This is a genomic window from Pseudomonas sp. NFACC51, assembly GCF_900103575.1.
In the GTDB taxonomy this organism is placed as follows: domain Bacteria; phylum Pseudomonadota; class Gammaproteobacteria; order Pseudomonadales; family Pseudomonadaceae; genus Aquipseudomonas; species Aquipseudomonas fluorescens_Q.
In genome coordinates this window covers 353,425-370,411 of the sequence record NZ_FMXH01000004.1, presented here as the reverse complement: position 1 = coordinate 370,411, position 16,987 = coordinate 353,425, and the positions used below count along the sequence as shown (strand labels likewise).

14 protein-coding genes, 3 tRNA genes and 1 riboswitch are annotated in these 16,987 nt (G+C 60.6%); of the genes, 3 read left to right on the top strand and 14 right to left on the bottom strand.

What is annotated here, in order from left to right:
• The first annotated feature begins 72 nt into the window (after positions 1 to 72).
• Positions 73 to 681 (top strand): LysE family translocator, encoded by a 609-nt coding sequence (locus tag BLT00_RS11135; protein ID WP_092145252.1) that lies wholly within the window; start codon positions 73 to 75, stop codon positions 679 to 681.
• Positions 682 to 931: 250 nt separating this feature from the next.
• On the opposite strand, the gene mgtE is transcribed toward BLT00_RS11135, so the two are convergent.
• Positions 932 to 2,374, bottom strand: coding sequence for a magnesium transporter (gene mgtE / locus BLT00_RS11130; protein WP_072346428.1), 1,443 nt, complete (start codon positions 2,372 to 2,374; stop codon positions 932 to 934).
• 322 nt (positions 2,375 to 2,696) lie between these two features.
• On the opposite strand from mgtE, the gene BLT00_RS11125 reads away from it, so the two are divergent.
• Entirely contained in the window at positions 2,697 to 3,203 is a 507-nt protein-coding gene (locus tag BLT00_RS11125) for a cell envelope protein SmpA (protein ID WP_092145250.1), read from the top strand.
• Between the two features lie 40 nt (positions 3,204 to 3,243).
• Here BLT00_RS11125 and BLT00_RS11120 read toward each other — a convergent pair.
• The 7 genes from BLT00_RS11120 to ltaE all read right to left on the bottom strand — a co-directional run bounded on the left by BLT00_RS11120 (position 3,244) and on the right by ltaE (position 9,210).
• Positions 3,244 to 3,320 (bottom strand) — tRNA-Arg (locus tag BLT00_RS11120).
• A gap of 72 nt (positions 3,321 to 3,392) precedes the next feature.
• Positions 3,393 to 3,469 (bottom strand) — tRNA-Arg (locus BLT00_RS11115).
• A gap of 107 nt (positions 3,470 to 3,576) precedes the next feature.
• A tRNA-Ser gene (locus BLT00_RS11110) sits at positions 3,577 to 3,667 on the bottom strand.
• A 62-nt stretch (positions 3,668 to 3,729) separates the two neighbouring features.
• A complete protein-coding gene (csrA, locus tag BLT00_RS11105; protein ID WP_003178872.1) occupies positions 3,730 to 3,918 on the bottom strand; it encodes a carbon storage regulator CsrA in 189 nt (62 codons plus the stop codon).
• A gap of 186 nt (positions 3,919 to 4,104) precedes the next feature.
• Positions 4,105 to 5,346, bottom strand: a complete 1,242-nt coding sequence (locus BLT00_RS11100; protein WP_014339802.1) for an aspartate kinase — start codon at positions 5,344 to 5,346, stop codon at positions 4,105 to 4,107.
• Between the two features lie 91 nt (positions 5,347 to 5,437).
• Positions 5,438 to 8,059, bottom strand: coding sequence for an alanine--tRNA ligase (gene alaS, locus BLT00_RS11095; RefSeq protein ID WP_092145247.1), 2,622 nt, complete (start codon positions 8,057 to 8,059; stop codon positions 5,438 to 5,440).
• Between the two features lie 146 nt (positions 8,060 to 8,205).
• The gene (ltaE, locus tag BLT00_RS11090; protein ID WP_092145245.1) at positions 8,206 to 9,210 is read right to left on the bottom strand and encodes a low-specificity L-threonine aldolase; all 1,005 of its coding nucleotides are present in this window, start codon (positions 9,208 to 9,210) and stop codon (positions 8,206 to 8,208) included.
• 271 nt (positions 9,211 to 9,481) lie between these two features.
• Positions 9,482 to 9,650, top strand: a riboswitch (FMN riboswitch).
• A gap of 100 nt (positions 9,651 to 9,750) precedes the next feature.
• Here ltaE and BLT00_RS11085 point away from each other — a divergent pair.
• Positions 9,751 to 10,260: a 6,7-dimethyl-8-ribityllumazine synthase gene (locus BLT00_RS11085; RefSeq protein WP_092145243.1), complete on the top strand. Its 510-nt coding sequence runs from the start codon at positions 9,751 to 9,753 to the stop codon at positions 10,258 to 10,260.
• 120 nt (positions 10,261 to 10,380) lie between these two features.
• On the opposite strand, the gene astE is transcribed toward BLT00_RS11085, so the two are convergent.
• The 6 genes from astE to aruF form a co-directional block, all read right to left on the bottom strand.
• Positions 10,381 to 11,388, bottom strand: a complete 1,008-nt coding sequence (gene astE, locus BLT00_RS11080) for a succinylglutamate desuccinylase (protein ID WP_003204782.1) — start codon at positions 11,386 to 11,388, stop codon at positions 10,381 to 10,383.
• 12 nt (positions 11,389 to 11,400) lie between these two features.
• Positions 11,401 to 11,688, bottom strand: a complete 288-nt coding sequence (locus BLT00_RS11075) for a hypothetical protein (protein WP_003178862.1) — start codon at positions 11,686 to 11,688, stop codon at positions 11,401 to 11,403.
• Positions 11,689 to 11,757: 69 nt separating this feature from the next.
• Positions 11,758 to 13,104, bottom strand: a complete 1,347-nt coding sequence (astB, locus tag BLT00_RS11070) for an N-succinylarginine dihydrolase (RefSeq protein WP_092145240.1) — start codon at positions 13,102 to 13,104, stop codon at positions 11,758 to 11,760.
• 130 nt (positions 13,105 to 13,234) lie between these two features.
• Positions 13,235 to 14,704 (bottom strand): succinylglutamate-semialdehyde dehydrogenase, encoded by a 1,470-nt coding sequence (gene astD, locus BLT00_RS11065; RefSeq protein WP_175456225.1) that lies wholly within the window; start codon positions 14,702 to 14,704, stop codon positions 13,235 to 13,237.
• A complete protein-coding gene (astA, locus tag BLT00_RS11060) occupies positions 14,701 to 15,726 on the bottom strand; it encodes an arginine N-succinyltransferase (protein WP_063324712.1) in 1,026 nt (341 codons plus the stop codon). Before astA ends, astD begins: the two co-directional genes overlap by 4 nt.
• Positions 15,727 to 15,780: 54 nt before the next feature.
• Entirely contained in the window at positions 15,781 to 16,800 is a 1,020-nt protein-coding gene (gene aruF, locus BLT00_RS11055) for an arginine/ornithine succinyltransferase subunit alpha (RefSeq protein WP_092145236.1), read from the bottom strand.
• Positions 16,801 to 16,987 lie beyond the last annotated feature (187 nt).

Genomic DNA, 16,987 nt, shown 5'->3' with positions numbered 1-16,987 from the left:
CAATTTCGTTCAAGACGCCCCTCCTCACAGCAGGCAGGCTGGAGACTTCACAACTGCCAAGGTCGGCGTCGCATGAACCTCGAATTTTTTATCACTTCCCTGATCGTGGCGGCCTCGCCTGGCACTGGCGTGGTCTATACAGTGGCAGCCGGCCTGGCCCGGGGCTGGCGCGCAAGCGTGATAGCGGCATTGAGTTGTACCCTGGGGATCGTGCCGCACATGCTGGCAGCCATCACGGGCCTCGCTGCACTGCTGCACACAAGCCCACTGGCCTTCGAGATCATCAAGTACCTTGGCGTCGCTTACCTGCTGTGGATGGCATGGAGCACGCTCCAGAGCCATGGGGCATTGCATATTGATCCGCACAAGACCCCACGTTCGAACGGCGCGGTGATTTTTTCGGGCATCTTGGTCAATCTGCTGAATCCAAAACTGTCGATTTTTTTCCTGGCCTTTCTACCGCAATTTCTCGCGCCAGGAGAAACGGATGCCATGTGGCGCATGTTGCAACTGAGCTTCATCTTCATGGCGATCACCTTTGTCGTCTTCGTCATCTATGGCGTGCTCTGCGCATCGATGCGCCGCCATGTTCTGGAGCGTCCATCCGTGTTGCAGTGGATACGCCGGCTATTCTCGGCAGCCTTTGTGCTACTGGCTGCACGACTGGCGTTGATGCAGTGATGCGCAGGGGATTTTGCGTGATGAAAAAACCGCCAAACAGACTCGCGAAGGCGATGTGTCAATGTGCTCGCGATAGCGGTGCTGCAGTTGCATAGGGGCTGGACCTGCCTGCTGCTCGTGTCTTTGGTTCTTGACGCCCCGCAAACCAAAAGAAACGCAAAAAAAACGGCGCCTCCCATTTCTGAAGGAAGCGCCGTTTTTTCTATGTGGACAGTATTACGCCAAACAGGCGGTTTTTTCGATGAGCGACTCAGAGCAGGAAAATCGTCGCCAACCCCAGGAAAATGAAGAACCCGCCGCTGTCGGTCACCGCGGTAATCATGACACTGGCACCCATGGCAGGATCGCGCCCCATGCGGGCCAGGGTCATGGGGATCAAGACCCCCATCAATGCCGCCAGCAGCAGGTTGAGCGTCATTGCGGCCGTCATGACCACCCCCAGCGACCAACTGCCATAAAGCAGGTAAGCCACCACACCAATCACTCCCCCCCAAATCACGCCGTTGATCAAGGAAACCGCGAGTTCCTTGCGCATCAATCGCGAGGTATTGCCGGTGCTGACCTGGTCCAGTGCCATGGCACGGACGATCATGGTGATGGTCTGGTTACCGGAGTTGCCACCGATACCGGCGACAATAGGCATCAGCGCCGCGAGCGCCACCAGTTTCTCGATGGAGCCTTCGAACAGGCCGATGACCCGGGAAGCGACAAACGCCGTGATCAGGTTGATCGCCAGCCAGGCCCAGCGGTTACGCAGGGACTTCCAGACCGAGGCGAAGATGTCTTCTTCTTCGCGCAGACCGGCCATGTTGAGGACTTCGCTTTCGCTTTCCTCACGAATCAAGTCGACCATTTCATCGATGGTCAGACGGCCGATCAGCTTGCCGTTCTTGTCGACCACCGGTGCAGAAATCAAGTCATAACGTTCGAACGCCTGGGCCGCATCGTAGGCGTCTTCGTCCGGATGGAAACTCACCGGATCGCTGGCCATGACCTCGGCCACCTGCTTTTCCGGGTCGTTGACGAGCAAACGCTTGATGGGCAGCACGCCCTTGAGCACGCCGTCGTAGTCGACCACAAACAGTTTGTCAGTATGCCCCGGCAGTTCCTTGAGGCGACGCAGGTAGCGCAAGACCACTTCAAGGCTGACATCCTCGCGGATCGTCACCATCTCGAAGTCCATCAGCGCACCGACCTGCTCCTCGTCATAGGACAACGCCGAGCGCACACGCTCGCGCTGCTGGCCATCGAGGGCTTCCATCAGTTCGTGGACAACGTCCCGCGGCAGTTCGGGCGCAAGGTCGGCGAGTTCGTCGGCGTCCATTTCCTTGGCCGCCGCCAGCAACTCGTGATCATCCATGTCGGCGATCAGGGTTTCCCGAACCGAGTCCGACACTTCGAGCAGGATGTCACCGTCGCGATCAGCCTTGACCAACTGCCAGACCGTCAGACGCTCTTCCAGTGGCAAGGCTTCAAGAATGTAGGCAACGTCGGCGGAGTGCAGGTCATCGAGCTTGCGTTGCAGCTCGACGAGATTCTGCCGGTGGACCAGGTTCTCGACCCGGTCATGATGCGGGCCTTCCTGGCGATGCGTCAGGTCTTCGACGACCCGCTGGCGCTGCAGCAGCTCAACGACTTGAGCGAGACGATCCTGAAGGCTTTCCTGCGTTTTTTTTACTTCTACTTGGGTCATAGGCGAACTCCACTCCCAGCAGTGGAGCACGCCGGAAGCATCAATCAGTTAATTCATGATTGGCAAAACTTAATATTGAGTAACTACTGGGTAAGTCCATGGATATATTCCAAAGCCCCGGCGGGGCTGACGGGCGCAATCATACACCGCTTGACGCTTTAAAACGCTAAAAAATCATGGCAAGAACAAGCGCTTGCGAGACAAACCTGAACACAGGCTGAACCTGTTCCTTTACGACGACTTATCCGGAAAAGAAAACACACGCCGCGGCAGAAATGCGGCGACTACTCTTCTCTTCTGCACCGTCAAGGAGGAGGACCGGATGCACCTCAACCACTGCCTGTTCCTGCTCGCCTGCTTGCCTTTATGGGCTGCCGGGCAGACCGTGCATCGCTGCGAAAACATCGCAGGGCACGTGACATTCACCACCCTGAGCTGCGGCCCGGGAGAAGCTCTGTCACTACAACAGATCCATCCGTATCGCCCAGGTTCGATCGAACCGACAATCAAACCGACGACCGAGGCGATGCTGCCTGAAGCGGAGCGCGGACAAACATCCAGCAACAAAACCACGCGCAAGGAACCGACCGTGATTGGCCAGTTCCAGGACCGCTGCGGGAACCTCATCGACGCCAGGCGACGCCGCGACGCCATCCTGGGCCGACGCATCATCGCCGGCATGAGCCAGCAGGACGTCGAGAGCGCCCTGGGCAAGCCAGACTCGATCAAAGTTCGGAATTCGAGCACGCGCTATACCTACAAGGCGAAGAAAGGCCGCAGCGCAGAGGTCGTGTTCGATGAGAGGGGATGCGTGAAAGGCAAATCGTAGACAGCAAAAAGCCCGCGTTAAACGCGGGCTTTTTGGTGTTTGGTGCACTCGACAGGATTCGAACCTGTGACCGCTCGGTTCGTAGCCGAGTACTCTATCCAGCTGAGCTACGAGTGCAAGTTGTGGTTTTATACCAGATCACAACTGGTTGAAGCCAAGTTATTTGCATTGCTGCAAACAACTCTTAAATGGTGCACTCGACAGGATTCGAACCTGTGACCGCTCGGTTCGTAGCCGAGTACTCTATCCAGCTGAGCTACGAGTGCATTTGTTGCCGCGCATTATAGGTCGTCAATTCCTTTTGTAAAGCGCTTTTTTCAGTAATTTCAATCACTTACTGAGCAAGCCAGGTTTTGACGCACTAAACGAATAATGGCGGAGAACGGGGGATTCGAACCCCCGACACCCTTTTGAGGTGTACTCCCTTAGCAGGGGAGCGCCTTCGGCCACTCGGCCAGCTCTCCGCAACACGGGGCGTATATTAACCACCTTCATCCCCGTTTGCAAACATAAAAATCGATAAAAATTAATGGCTTGGTTCGTCGTCCTTCTCTTTCTTGATACGCAGGTAAATTTCCTCGCGGTGTACAGCAACCTCTTTCGGGGCATTGACGCCGATACGCACTTGGTTTCCTTTGACGCCGAGCACGGTCACGGTGATTTCGCCATCGCCAATAATCAGGCTTTCTGCACACCGACGGGTCAGAATCAGCATACCTTTCTCCTCACGCAATTCACTTAAGGGACAACAGTCTGCAAAAAAAAGGCATTGGACCTACAACCGAAACGGTCGAAGCCTACAGGCCTAGTATTGACCAGCGCGGGCAAAAGAACAGTTTTGGGACGCGCCATTCAGAAAAACAGAGGGCGCGGTCCAGCCGCGCCCTCCAGACAACGCTTTTTACTCGCCCGGCTGGGCAGCAGCGTCGAGTTCGAAAGCCGTGTGCAGGGCGCGCACGGCCAGTTCCAGGTACTTCTCTTCGATCACCACGGAAACCTTGATTTCCGAGGTAGAGATCATCTGGATGTTGATGCTTTCCTTGGCCAGGGATTCGAACATGCGGCTGGCCACGCCTGCGTGGGAACGCATGCCGACACCGACGATCGAGACCTTGGCGATCTTGGTATCACCCACCACTTCCCGGGCACCGATCTCGCCAGCGGTCTTTTTCAGGATCGCTTCGGCAGACTGGTAGTCGTTGCGGTGCACGGTGAAGGTGAAGTCAGTGGTGTTATCGTGCGAGACGTTCTGCACGATCATGTCGACTTCGATGTTCGCGGCACTGATCGGGCCGAGAATCTTGAACGCCACGCCGGGGGTGTCTGGCACGCCACGGATGGTCAGCTTGGCCTCATCGCGGTTGAAAGCGATGCCGGAAATGATCGGCTGTTCCATGGATTCCTCTTCATCAATAGTAATGAGGGTGCCCGGACCCTCTTTGAAGCTGTGCAGAACGCGCAGCGGAACGTTGTACTTGCCTGCGAATTCGACCGCCCGGATCTGCAACACCTTCGAACCGAGGCTGGCCATTTCCAGCATTTCTTCGAACGTGATCTTGTCCAGCCGCTGGGCCACAGGCACCACCCGTGGGTCAGTGGTGTAGACACCGTCCACATCGGTGTAGATCTGGCATTCGTCAGCCTTGAGGGCCGCTGCCAGCGCAACCCCGGTGGTGTCGGAACCGCCACGGCCGAGGGTGGTGATATTGCCCTGCTCGTCCACGCCCTGGAAACCGGCGACAACCACGACACGGCCAGCCTTCAGGTCGCCGCGAATCTTCTGGTCGTCGATCTGCAGGATACGCGCTTTGTTGTGCGCGCTGTCCGTCAGGATACGCACCTGGTTGCCGGTGTAGGACACCGCTGGCACGCCACGCTTGATCAGCGCCATGGCCAGCAAGGCGATGGTCACCTGCTCGCCAGTGGAAACGATCACGTCCAGCTCACGGGGAACCGGTTGCTGGTCGCCGCTGATTTGCTTGGCCAGATCGATCAGACGGTTGGTCTCGCCGCTCATTGCCGACAGCACAACCACCAGGTCATCGCCCGCTTCACGGAATTTCTTAACCTTGTCGGCGACTTGTTCGATTCTCTCGACAGTGCCGACCGAGGTGCCTCCAAATTTCTGTACGATCAAAGCCATTTCAAAGCCGCCTCTGCCCATGAAGGGCGCCCAATAAATCACTCAAACAGCGGCCGGGCTCGTCACTAGACCACGAGCCCACGACGCTGCCTTAAATACCCTGCTCTACGAATGCAACGGTCTGGGCCAGTGCCGCGTCCAGGGCGCCGACGTCGGTACCACCGCCTTGCGCCATGTCCGGACGACCACCGCCCTTGCCGCCCACTGCCGCAGCGGCTTGCTTCATCAAATCACCGGCTTTGAGTTGGCCAGTCAGGTCTTTGGTCACGCCTGCGACGAGAACGACCTTTTCCTCATGGACACTGCCGAGCAGGATCACTGCGCGGCCGAGTTTGTTTTTCAGTTGATCGACCAGCGCCAGCAGTGCCTTGCCATCCTGGCCGTCCAGACGCACGGCCAGCACCTTCACGCCCTTGACGTCCACGGCCTGGGCCGACAGATCGTCGCCCGCGGCGCTGGCGGCCTTGGCCTGCAACTGCTCGAGTTGCTTTTCCAGCAGGCGGTTGCGCTCCAGCACAGCCGACAGCTTGTCGATCAGGTTGTCGCGGCTGCCCTTGATCAGGGTTGCCGCTTCCTTGAGTTGTTCTTCAGCCGCGTTGAGGTACGCCAGGGCTGCGGCGCCGGTGACCGCTTCGATCCGGCGCACACCGGATGCCACGCCACCTTCGCTGATGATTTTCATCAGGCCGATGTCGCCGGTGCGGTTGGCGTGGATACCGCCGCACAGTTCAACGGAGAAATCGCCCATGCTCAGTACGCGCACGCTGTCGCCGTACTTCTCGCCGAACAACGCCATCGCGCCCTTGCGCTTGGCGGTCTCGATGTCGGTTTCTTCGGTTTCCACCGGGGAGTTCTTGCGAATCTCGGCGTTGACGATTTCTTCCAGCGCCTTGAGCTGCTCAGGCTTGATGGCCTCGAAATGGCTGAAGTCAAAGCGCAGGCGCTGACTGTCCACCAACGAACCCTTCTGCTGGACATGCTCGCCCAGCACCTGGCGCAACGCCGCGTGCAGCAAGTGCGTAGCGGAGTGATTCAGCGACGTGGCATGCCGAACGTCGGCGTCGACATGGGCGGCCACCGGGGCGGCGATCATCAGGCTGCCCGACGCCAGCACGCCGTGGTGCAGGAACGCACCGCCGGTCTTGGTGGTGTCACGCACGTCGAAACGCGAGCTGCCGGCCTGCAGGTAACCGCTGTCGCCGATCTGGCCGCCGGATTCGGCGTAGAACGGAGTCTTGTCCAGCACGATCACGCCTTCCTGGCCTTCGCTCAGGATGTCGACCGATTGCCCATCCTTATAGATGGCGACGATCTTGGCCGAGCCGGTGGTGCCCGCATAACCGGTGAACTCGGTGGCCACGTCTACCTTGACCAGGCTGTTGTAGTCCATGCCAAAGGAGCTGGCGGAACGCGCGCGCACCCGCTGGGCTTCCATCTCGCGCTCGAAACCTTCCTCGTCGAGGGTCAGGTTGCGTTCGCGGGCGATGTCGCCGGTCAGGTCCATCGGGAAGCCATAGGTGTCGTACAGCTTGAACACCACGTCGCCCGGGACCACGTTGCCCTTGAGCTCGGCCAGGTCCTGCTCGAGGATCTTCAGGCCTTGCTCCAGGGTCTTGGCGAATTGCTCTTCTTCAGCCTTGAGCACGCGCTCGATATGCGCTTGCTGGGACTTGAGTTCCGGGAAAGCGTCGCCCATCTCGGCCGCCAATGCCGCAACGATCTGATAGAAGAAGCTGCCCTTGGCGCCCAGCTTGTTGCCGTGACGGCAGGCGCGGCGGATGATCCGGCGCAGCACATAGCCACGACCTTCGTTGGAAGGCAGCACACCGTCGGCAATCAGGAAGCCGCAGGAACGGATGTGGTCGGCGACCACTTTGAGCGAGGCCTGGTTGTCATTGGTGCAACCGATAGCCTGGGCCGACGCGCTCAGCAAGCTCTGGAACAGGTCGATTTCGTAGTTGGAGTGAACGTGCTGCAGCACCGCACTGATCCGCTCCAGGCCCATGCCGGTGTCGACCGACGGCGCTGGCAGCGGATGCAACACGCCATCGGCGGTGCGGTTGAACTGCATGAACACGTTGTTCCAGATCTCGATGTAGCGGTCGCCGTCTTCTTCCGGCGAGCCGGGTGGGCCGCCCCAGATGTCGGCGCCGTGATCGTAGAAAATCTCGGTGCACGGACCGCACGGGCCGGTGTCGCCCATGGTCCAGAAGTTATCGGAGGCGTAAGGCGCACCTTTGTTGTCGCCGATACGCACCATGCGCTCGGCCGGGACACCGACCTGTTTGGTCCAGATGTCATAGGCTTCGTCATCGGTGGCGTAGACCGTGACCCAGAGCTTCTCCTTGGGCAGGTTCAGCCACTTGTCGGAGGTCAGGAAGGTCCAGGCGAAGGTGATGGCGTCGCGCTTGAAATAGTCACCGAAGCTAAAGTTACCCAGCATTTCGAAGAAGGTGTGGTGACGAGCGGTATAACCGACGTTTTCCAGGTCGTTGTGCTTGCCGCCGGCACGCACGCACTTCTGGCTGCTCACCGCACGGGTGTAGGCACGTTTTTCCTGGCCCAGGAAGCAGTCCTTGAACTGGTTCATCCCCGCGTTGGTGAACAGCAGGGTCGGGTCGTTGCCCGGAATCAAAGAGCTGGAGGCTACTCGGGTGTGGCCTTGCTCTTCGAAGAAGCGAAGGAAGGCTTCACGGATTTCTGCGCTTTTCATTAGGTTCTTCCACGGAGGCTGCGGCCAAAGGCCTGTGCAAAACGTCAACAGACGAAGCAACGGCAAAGGGCCGCATTATATCGGCCCTGCGCGTGGGGTACAGCGTGTTTATGCGATAGAAACTGTCAATTGGCCCGGTTGACGGGTCAGTGGCGGGAAAATTCGACGAAAGTGGCGACCACCTGGTCGATTTGCGCCGCGCTCACGTCCATGTGCGTCACCATTCGCAGGCGTGGCGCAGCGCTGAGCTTGACGCCCCGTTCATCGGCAAATGCCTTGATCGCCTCGGCCCGCTCGCCCATTTGCACGTAGACCATGTTGGTCTGCACCGGCTCGACCTCGTAACCCGCCGCTCGCAAGCCCTCGGCGAGCCGCTGGGCATTGGCGTGGTCATCGGCCAGGCGCTGGACCTGATGTTCCAGGGCGTACAGCCCCGCCGCCGCGAGAATCCCGGCCTGGCGCATGCCGCCGCCAACCATCTTGCGCAGCCGACGGGCCTTGCCGATCAGCTCGACGCTGCCGCACAGGACCGAGCCCACCGGCGCGCCGAGGCCCTTGGACAAGCACACCGACACCGAATCGAAATGCTGCGTGATCTGCCGGGCGTCGACATTCAGCTTGACCGCGGCGTTGTACAGCCGCGCCCCGTCCAAATGCAGGGCCAGGCCATGTTCCTGGGTGAAACGCCGGGCCCGGGCCAGGTATTCCAGTGGCAGCACCTTGCCCTGCATGGTGTTTTCCAGGGCCAGCAGGCGGGTGCGGGCAAAGTGGAAGTCATCGGGCTTGATCGCCGCGGCCACTTGCGCCAAGTCCAGGGAACCGTCCGCCTGCACCTCGAGGGGCTGAGGCTGGATCGAACCCAGCACCGCCGCCCCGCCACCTTCGTATTTGTAGGTGTGGGCCTGCTGGCCGACGATGTATTCGTCGCCGCGCTCGCAGTGGGCCATCAACCCCAACAGGTTGCTCATGGTCCCCGTGGGCACGAACAACGCTGCGGCAAACCCCAGGCGTGCGGCCAGTTCGGCTTCGAGGCGATTGACGGTCGGGTCTTCCCCGTACACATCGTCACCAGTAGGCGCGCTGGCCATGGCATCCAGCATGCCGGCGCTGGGTTGGGTGACCGTGTCGCTACGAAGATCGATAACACTCATGAATCTGGCCTCGGGCTCAAGTGGAGGGAAATCCCTTTCGAAGGGCAATTACTGCGGGCATGGCGACGATTAATCAAGACCGACTGGAGGAATATTCCGTGGCGAGGGAGCTTGCTCCCGCTCGGGTGCGAAGCAGCCGCAAAATCTTGGGGCCGCTTCGCAGCCCAGCGGGAGCAAGCTCCCTCGCCACAGTGTTCTCGGGACATCCAGGTCATGCGTTGCGCTGAAATATGTGTTAAAAATCCCCAGCCGCCCCAAACCATGGCGGCAAAAACGTTCTCAGGGCGGGGTGTAATTCCCCACCGGCGGTAATTGCACGCAACGTGCATAGCCCGCGAGCGCTTGGTGGTGCACCGCTTTTTGAGGTGTAGCGACAAGGTCAGCAGACCCGGTGTGATTCCGGGGCCGACGGTCATAGTCCGGATGAAGAGAGAACGGGATTGATACCCAAGGGCCGACTGCGACTGTCCGTGCGCGGCGTACCCTCGAATCCCCTTCGATTCATGACGCCCTGTTTTTCACACAAACAGGAACCAGAACATGCAACCCACTGCAATCGACAGCAAAAGCAAAAGTCATCCGGGCGAGCGCGTCGCGTTCATCCAGGCCTGCTGGCACAAGGAAATCGTCGACCAGAGCCGTAAAGGCTTCGTCGCCGAAATGATCATCCAGGGTTACCAGGAAAGCGATATCGACTTCTTCGAAGTCGGTGGCGCCTTCGAGATTCCGCTGCACGCCAAGCTGCTGGCCAAGTCAGGCCGCTACGCCGGCATCGTCGCCGCCGGCCTGGTGGTGGACGGTGGCATCTACCGTCACGAATTCGTCGCCCAATCGGTGATCAGCGGCCTGATGCAGGTCCAGCTGGAAACCGAAGTGCCGGTGTTCTCGGTCGTGCTCACGCCGCATCACTTCCATGCCGGGGAAGAACATCAGAAGTTCTTCTTCGAGCATTTCGTGCACAAGGGCCAGGAAGCGGCGAAGACCTGCGCCGATACGTTGCACAAGACCCGGGCGTTGCGCCGTAGTGAGCAGCGAGCGGTAGCGAGCTAAAGGCCGCTAAAAACCTGTGGGAGCGAGCTTGCTCGCGATAGCGGTGGTTCAGCCTGCATCGATGTTGACTGATACATTGCTATCGCGAGCAAGCTCGCTCCCACAATAGTTCCGCGGGTTTTAGATCAGGTTTTCGTCGGTCGCCGGCACAATCAGGATGCCAGCCCGCAAGCCATTCTTGACCTTGGGGTTCGGAAAGATGATCCGGGCGCCCTCTTCTTCGATCACCCAGCGGGTCTGGGCAATGTCTTCGGCCAGCACGTAGCCTTTGCCCAATTCCGAGAAGTTCTCGATGTCCGCCGGCAGGTTCAGGCGGAAACTGTCGCTGTGCTTGATGATTTCCCGGGCCACGCTGAACAGCTGCAGGCCATCGAGCCCTTCATCCAGCTCCGGCTCGTTACCCTCGATGATCTGTTGCAGGCGGGTTTCCAGCAGACTGACGTTGACCCCGTCGTTCTGTCCGAATGGCCGGGCCTTGCCCAGTTCCAGGGTGAAGGACTCGGCACCGAGCTGGTCGTAGGTGTAGGCGCTGAACACAATGGACGGCTTGTTCTGCAGCAACACCGCCTCCATGCCCCCGGCACGCAGGCGTGCCAGTTCACGGCGTGAATGCTGGCGACCTTCTTTCCACGGGTAGAGGGCGAACTGCTCGATCTTCGAGCCGCGGATGGCGGTGTGCAGGTCGTAATGCAAGCGACTGCGTTCTGGCCGGCTGAAGAAACTGGCGGCCAGGCGCTCCAGCTCGCAGGCCCGTAGCGCCTCAGGACCGCCGCTCAGCTCATGGCGGCCATTGAACAGGCGGTTGACGTCCTGTTCGACGAAACGCTCACCGCGCCGTATGGCCTCGGGGTTGCCGAACAGGAACAGAATGCGCGCCCGCGGCTTCAAATGGCCACGGGCGATGTCGTGCAGCAAGCGGTCGAGCAGCTCGATCGGCGCGGTTTCGTTGCCGTGGATACCGGCCGACAGCAGCAGGTCCAGACCGTTATCCCGGGCTTCGGGCGGCTTGACCTCCAGCGCGCCCTCGCTCAACCAGCGCATCCGTACGCCTTCGACAGTCAGTTGAGTCTTCTCCGCCGGTTCACGGCCGGCGAGGGTCAGTTCAAGCAGTTTGCCGAGGGCGAGCATAGCGCGGTTTCCTTAATGGTCGTGGCCGCAATCCGGGCCATGGACATGGTCATCGTCGCCGACGTCCGCCGGTTCCATTTCCAGTTGCAGGCTGACCAGGTTGGTCGCCAATGGACGCAACAACAGGTTGGCGTATTCCTCGTCCCCTTCCTCGACATCGACGCCGATCAGCAACTGACCACGGCCATCCTGCTGGATCCACAACTCCTTGCCTTGCCACATCACCGCTACGCGGGTGCAGGAGGTTTCCAGTTGGGTGCCGTCGGTGTCTTCAAGGATCAGCTGCAAGGTATCGCTCATGTCTTTACATTCTCGTCTGGGGATAAGGCAACGCGCCCTGCTTTGACTGTAGTCAGGTCGCGCGCGCTTTCAATTGATCTGGAAAGGATAAACCGAGCCAAGTTTAAGGATTTGTGTCAGTTCATCCAGTGCCCCACGGCATTCGAGCAGCAACTGGGGGTCTGCCAGATCGTTTTCGGTCATGCGGTCGCGGTAGTGCCGCTCGACCCATTGGGTCAGCGAATCGTACAGCGGCGCGGTCATGATAACCCCTGGGTTGACGGCCGCCAGCTCGGTTTCGTTGAGGGCCACGCGTAACCTCAGGCAAGCCGGGCCACCACCGTTCTGCATGCTTTGCTTGAGGTCGAAGACCTTCACTTCGCGAATCACCCCGCCTGCGCCCGTCAGGCCTTGCAGGTATTGCCAGACGCGCTCGTTGCCACGGCACTCTTCCGGCACGATCAACAGCATCGAGCCGTCGGGACGCGACAGCAACTGGCTATTGAACAGGTAGGAACGCACCGCATCATCCACCGTCACCGCCGAACGCGGCACGCACACCGACTGAAATTTCCCACCGACTTTGGCGAGTTTGCTGCTCAGCTCGGCCAACATCTTGTCGGTCTCGAGAAACGCGTCCTCGTGATAGAACAGCACTTCGCCATTGCCCACCGCGATCACGTCGTTGTGGAACACACCCTGGTCGATCACCGATGGGTTCTGTTGAGCGTACACCACGCCCTCCTCCCTCAGCCCGTGCAGGCGGGCAACAGCCTGGGAAGCTTCCAGGGTCTGGCGCGCCGGGTATTTCTGCGGCGCGGGATAGCGGGTGTCAAAAGCGCTGCGACCGAACACAAAGAACTCGACACCGGCCTCACCGTAGGCGCGGCAGAAACGGGTGTGGTTGGCCGCGCCTTCATCGCCGAACTGCGCCACCGCTGGCAACGCGGCGTGGTGGGTGAAGTGTTGCTGGTTGGCGAACATCGCCCCCAGCACACGACTGGTGGTCGGATGTTCGATGCTGCGGTGGTATTTGCAATTCAGGTTGGCGGCGGTGAAATGCACGCGACCATCAGCGGTGTCGGCACTCGGGCTGACGGTGGCGGCGTTGGCCACCCACATGCTGGAGGCCGAGCAACTGGCGACCAGCAGCGGCATCGCTTCTTTCGCCGCCTGCTGGATGACCTGGGCATCGCTGCCGGCAAAGCCCAACCGGCGCAGGGCCGCCACGTCCGGGCGCTCCTGCGGCGCCAGCACACCTTGCTGGAAACCCATGTCCATCAGCGCTTTCATTTTCGCCAGGCCCTGCAACGCCGCTTCCTTGGGGTTGGAGGACTGCTGGCTATTGCTCTGGGAGGCGACGTTGCCGTACGAGAGCCCGCCGTAGTTATGGGTCGGCCCCACTAGACCGTCAAAGTTGACTTCATAGGATTTCATCAGCGAGGCTCCACGAGAATCTGTTTTTATAGGCATCAATTACAACCGCGTCGCGGCTATCGCGAGCAAGCTCGCTCCCACAAAGGACTGCACAACCCCCTGTGGGAGCGAGCTTGTTCGCGATCGGGGTTCACACCATTCTCACGCCGGGGGTCAGGGCAGCCGGCATGACAAGGCTCGGGGTTTCCAGGGAAGCCACCGGGTACGCGCAATAATCAGCCGCGTAATAAGCACTGGCGCGATGGTTGCCCGAAGCGCCGACACCGCCGAACGGTGCGCTGCTGGCAGCCCCCGTCAGTTGCTTGTTCCAGTTGACGATACCGGCACGGCTCTCCAGCCAGAACTGCTGGTAACGCGCTTCGGAGTCCGACAGCAAACCGGCGGCCAGGCCATATTGAGTATTGTTGGCCTCGGCGATCGCCGCTGGGAAATCCGTGTAGCGAATCACCTGCAGCAACGGCCCGAACAGCTCCTCGTCAGGACGCTCGGCCACCGCCGTCACGTCGAGGATACCCGGCGTCAGCAATGCGGCCTGGGCCTGGGGTTGGGTCATGGCCAACAGCGGCACGGCGCCCAGGCCCAACAAATGGTTCTGCGCGTCCATCAGCGCCTTCGCCGCGCCCAGGGAAATCACCGACCCCATGAAGGGTGCCGGTTGCTGGTCGAAAGCACCGACTTCAAGGGTCGAGCTGACGGCCACCAGGCGCGCCAGCAAGGCATCGCCCCAGGCCCCTTCCGGCACCAGCAGGCGGCGCGCACAGGTGCAGCGCTGCCCGGCGGAAATGAAAGCGGACTGGATAATGGTGTAGACCGCAGCATCGACGTCGGCCACCTCATCCACCACCAGCGGGTTGTTGCCGCCCATTTCCAGCGCGAGGATCTTGTCCGGACGTCCGGAAAACTGTTGGTGCAACAGATTGCCGGTACGGCTGGAGCCGGTGAAGAACAACCCGTCGATGCCTGGGTTCGCCGCCAGGGCGATACCGGTTTCCCGCGCGCCTTGCAGCAGGTTCAGTACGCCCGCCGGCAGACCAGCCTCGACCCAGCACTTGACCGTCAGCTCGGCGACTTTCGGCGTAAGCTCGCTCGGCTTGAACAGCACGCTGTTGCCGGCCAGCAGCGCTGGCACGATGTGGCCATTGGGCAAGTGACCGGGGAAGTTGTAGGGGCCGAACACCGCCACCACGCCATGGGGCTTGTGGCGCAGCACGGCGGTGGCGTCGCCCAGGGGGCCGCTCTTCTCACCGGTCCGCTCGCGGTAGCTCTGCACCGAAATGGCAATTTTATTGACCATGGTGGTGACTTCGGTCGCCGCTTCCCACAACGGTTTTCCGGTTTCTTCACCGATGCACTGGGCCAGTTCGTCAGCATGGCTTTTCAGGCTCGCGGCAAAGGCTTCCAGTACCTGGATCCGCTCATCCAGCGTGCGCCGAGCCCAGCCCGGAAACGCCTGGCGCGCGGCCTGCACCGCCGACTCCACCTGCGCAGCCGTGGCGCCCTTGCCCGACCACAGCACCTGCTGGGTCACCGGGTTCAACGACTCAAAAACGTCACCTTGGCCTTCCAGCCAACTTCCTGCGATGTACAGCGAATTCATTATTTCGACTCCCGAGCAGCAGACAACGCGACGGCACGCACCTGATCGCCGGCATTGAGTTGAAGACGTTTGGCAGTCAGCGGATCGACCACCAGGGTGCCCGCAGCCAGGCGCGCCGGTGCCGCCGTGATGCGGCAGTCCTCGCGCTTACGGTTATGAATGATGAACGGCGTGGCGTCATCACCCGGCGTACCGATGGCCAGCACCAGCGCCTGGCTGTCACGAATCGCGCGGATCTTGCCGGTTTCGCACTCCACCGCCGGGCCGGCGTCGAAGATGTCGACGTAACCCTGGTAACTGAAGCCTTCGCTCTTGAGCATCGACAATGCCGGTTCGGTGTCCGGATGAACCTGGCCGATCACGGCCCGGGCATCTTCGGACAAGAAACAGGTGTACAACGGGAACTTGGGCATCAGCTCGGCGATGAAGGCCTTGTTGCCCACGCCGGTGAGGTAATCGGCCTGGCTGAATTCCATCTTGAAGAAGTGTCGGCCCAGGCTTTCCCAGAACGGTGAACGCCCCTTGTCGTCGGACATGCCGCGCATCTCGGCGATGATCTTGTTGCCGAACAGCTGTGGGAATTCGGCAATGAACAACAGCCGCGCCTTGGCCAGCATGCGGCCATTGAGACCACTGCGGAAATCGGCATGCAGGAACAGCGAGCACAGCTCGGAATTGCCGGTCAGGTCGTTGGCCAGGAACAAGGTCGGGATTTCCCGATAGATGTTCAATTCCTGGGAAGCGCTGACCGTCAGGCCGACCCGGAAGTTGTACCAGGGCTCACGCAACCCCACGGCACCGGCGATGGCGGAAATGCCCACCACGCGACCGTCATCGTCTTCGAGCACGAACAGGTAGTCCGCGTCACCGCGCCCGGCTTCGCCGCGAAAGGTCTTCTCGGCCCAGCCGACCCGATGGGCCAGGCGCTCTTCGTTGGCCGGCAAGGTGGTCAGGCCGGTACCCGTGCTGCGGGCCAGGGCGATCAGAGCGGGTAAATCGCTGCTGCGTACGGGACGAACGATCATGCTATCTCCTCAAACGGGTCGCTTGCGCCCCCCGCGAAACTCAGCTGTAAAGCGTTATACGGCTACCAGGCGCACGCTGGCGCCTTCGCCGACGCCCAAGGCTTCGGCCGCTTCCATGTCCAGCGTCACAGGCTTGCCCGGCGCGTAATCGAGCTCGAGCAGCACGGCGCGGTAATCCTGCAACTGGGCATTGGCCACCAGGTACTGGCGGCCGGCACCCTTGACCGGTTCGCCGATCTTGACCGGCACCACGCGGCTCTGGGCGATCGAGCGGATGCCCGAGACACGAGCATGCAAGGTCGGGCCACCGTCGAAGATGTCGATGTAGTGATCGGTCTCGAAACCCTCGCGCATCAGGATGTCGAAGGTGATCTGCGCCCGCGGATGGACCTGGCCCATGGCTTCCTGGGCGGCGTCCGGCAACAGCGGCACGTAGATCGGGTAATGGGGCATCAATTCGGCGAGGAAGGTGCGACTTTTCAGCCCGCACAAGCGCTCGGCGGCGGCGTAGTTGAGGTCGAAGAAGTTGCGACCGATGGCGTCCCAGAATGGCGAGTCGCCATTCTCATCGCTGTAGCCGACGATCTCGGTCACCACCGAATCGGCAAACCGTTCCGGGTGGCTGGCGACGAACAGCAGGCGCCCGCGGGAATTGAGTTCCGACCATGGCGAACCCACCAGCTCCGGCACCACGTAGAAACTGGTCAGCAGGCTGTTGCCAGTCAGGTCGTGGCACTGGGAGAGCACGTGGATCTTGTTGTGGATCTTCAGCTCACGGGAGGCGTGAACGAAAGTCTCGTTGCGAAAGCTGTAGAACGGTTCGGAATAACCGGCCGAAGCGACGATGGCCGAACAGCCCACCAGCTTGCCGGTCGTGGTGTCTTCAAGGACGAAGAAATAGCTTTCTTCACCGTTGAAGCTGACTTCGGCGGCAAACGAGGCTTCGCTCGCGGCGATCTTGTCGCTCAGGCGTTCCACGTCATCCGGCAAGGAAGTGACACCGATCGGACTGTCCGCAGCCAGACGCTGTACCTCGCCCAGATCAGCCATTTGCGCGGGGCGCATCACCAGCATGGTGTCACTCCTTAACTTGAAATAAACGGTTCGACCATCAGGGTCGATACACAGAAAAAACTAAACGAACACGCGAGTCCGCATTGCATCTGCGGCGGTCTTCGATTTTTCAGCCGCTGCAAGACTCCTGTGGGAGCGAGCTTGCTCCGGGCGGCGATCCGACGACAGCGGTGTGCCAGTCAACATC

Excerpts from the sequence above, each read along its gene's own strand:
- BLT00_RS11135 (WP_092145252.1), top strand. The coding sequence starts at position 73 with ATGAACCTCGAATTTTTTATCACTTCCCTGATCGTGGCGGCCTCGCCT.
- mgtE (WP_072346428.1), bottom strand. The coding sequence starts at position 2,374 with ATGACCCAAGTAGAAGTAAAAAAAACGCAGGAAAGCCTTCAGGATCGT.
- BLT00_RS11125 (WP_092145250.1), top strand. The coding sequence starts at position 2,697 with ATGCACCTCAACCACTGCCTGTTCCTGCTCGCCTGCTTGCCTTTATGG.
- csrA (WP_003178872.1), bottom strand. The coding sequence starts at position 3,918 with ATGCTGATTCTGACCCGTCGGTGTGCAGAAAGCCTGATTATTGGCGAT.
- BLT00_RS11100 (WP_014339802.1), bottom strand. The coding sequence starts at position 5,346 with ATGGCTTTGATCGTACAGAAATTTGGAGGCACCTCGGTCGGCACTGTC.
- alaS (WP_092145247.1), bottom strand. The coding sequence starts at position 8,059 with ATGAAAAGCGCAGAAATCCGTGAAGCCTTCCTTCGCTTCTTCGAAGAG.
- ltaE (WP_092145245.1), bottom strand. The coding sequence starts at position 9,210 with ATGAGTGTTATCGATCTTCGTAGCGACACGGTCACCCAACCCAGCGCC.
- BLT00_RS11085 (WP_092145243.1), top strand. The coding sequence starts at position 9,751 with ATGCAACCCACTGCAATCGACAGCAAAAGCAAAAGTCATCCGGGCGAG.
- astE (WP_003204782.1), bottom strand. The coding sequence starts at position 11,388 with ATGCTCGCCCTCGGCAAACTGCTTGAACTGACCCTCGCCGGCCGTGAA.
- BLT00_RS11075 (WP_003178862.1), bottom strand. The coding sequence starts at position 11,688 with ATGAGCGATACCTTGCAGCTGATCCTTGAAGACACCGACGGCACCCAA.
- astB (WP_092145240.1), bottom strand. The coding sequence starts at position 13,104 with ATGAAATCCTATGAAGTCAACTTTGACGGTCTAGTGGGGCCGACCCAT.
- astA (WP_063324712.1), bottom strand. The coding sequence starts at position 15,726 with ATGATCGTTCGTCCCGTACGCAGCAGCGATTTACCCGCTCTGATCGCC.
- aruF (WP_092145236.1), bottom strand. The coding sequence starts at position 16,800 with ATGCTGGTGATGCGCCCCGCGCAAATGGCTGATCTGGGCGAGGTACAG.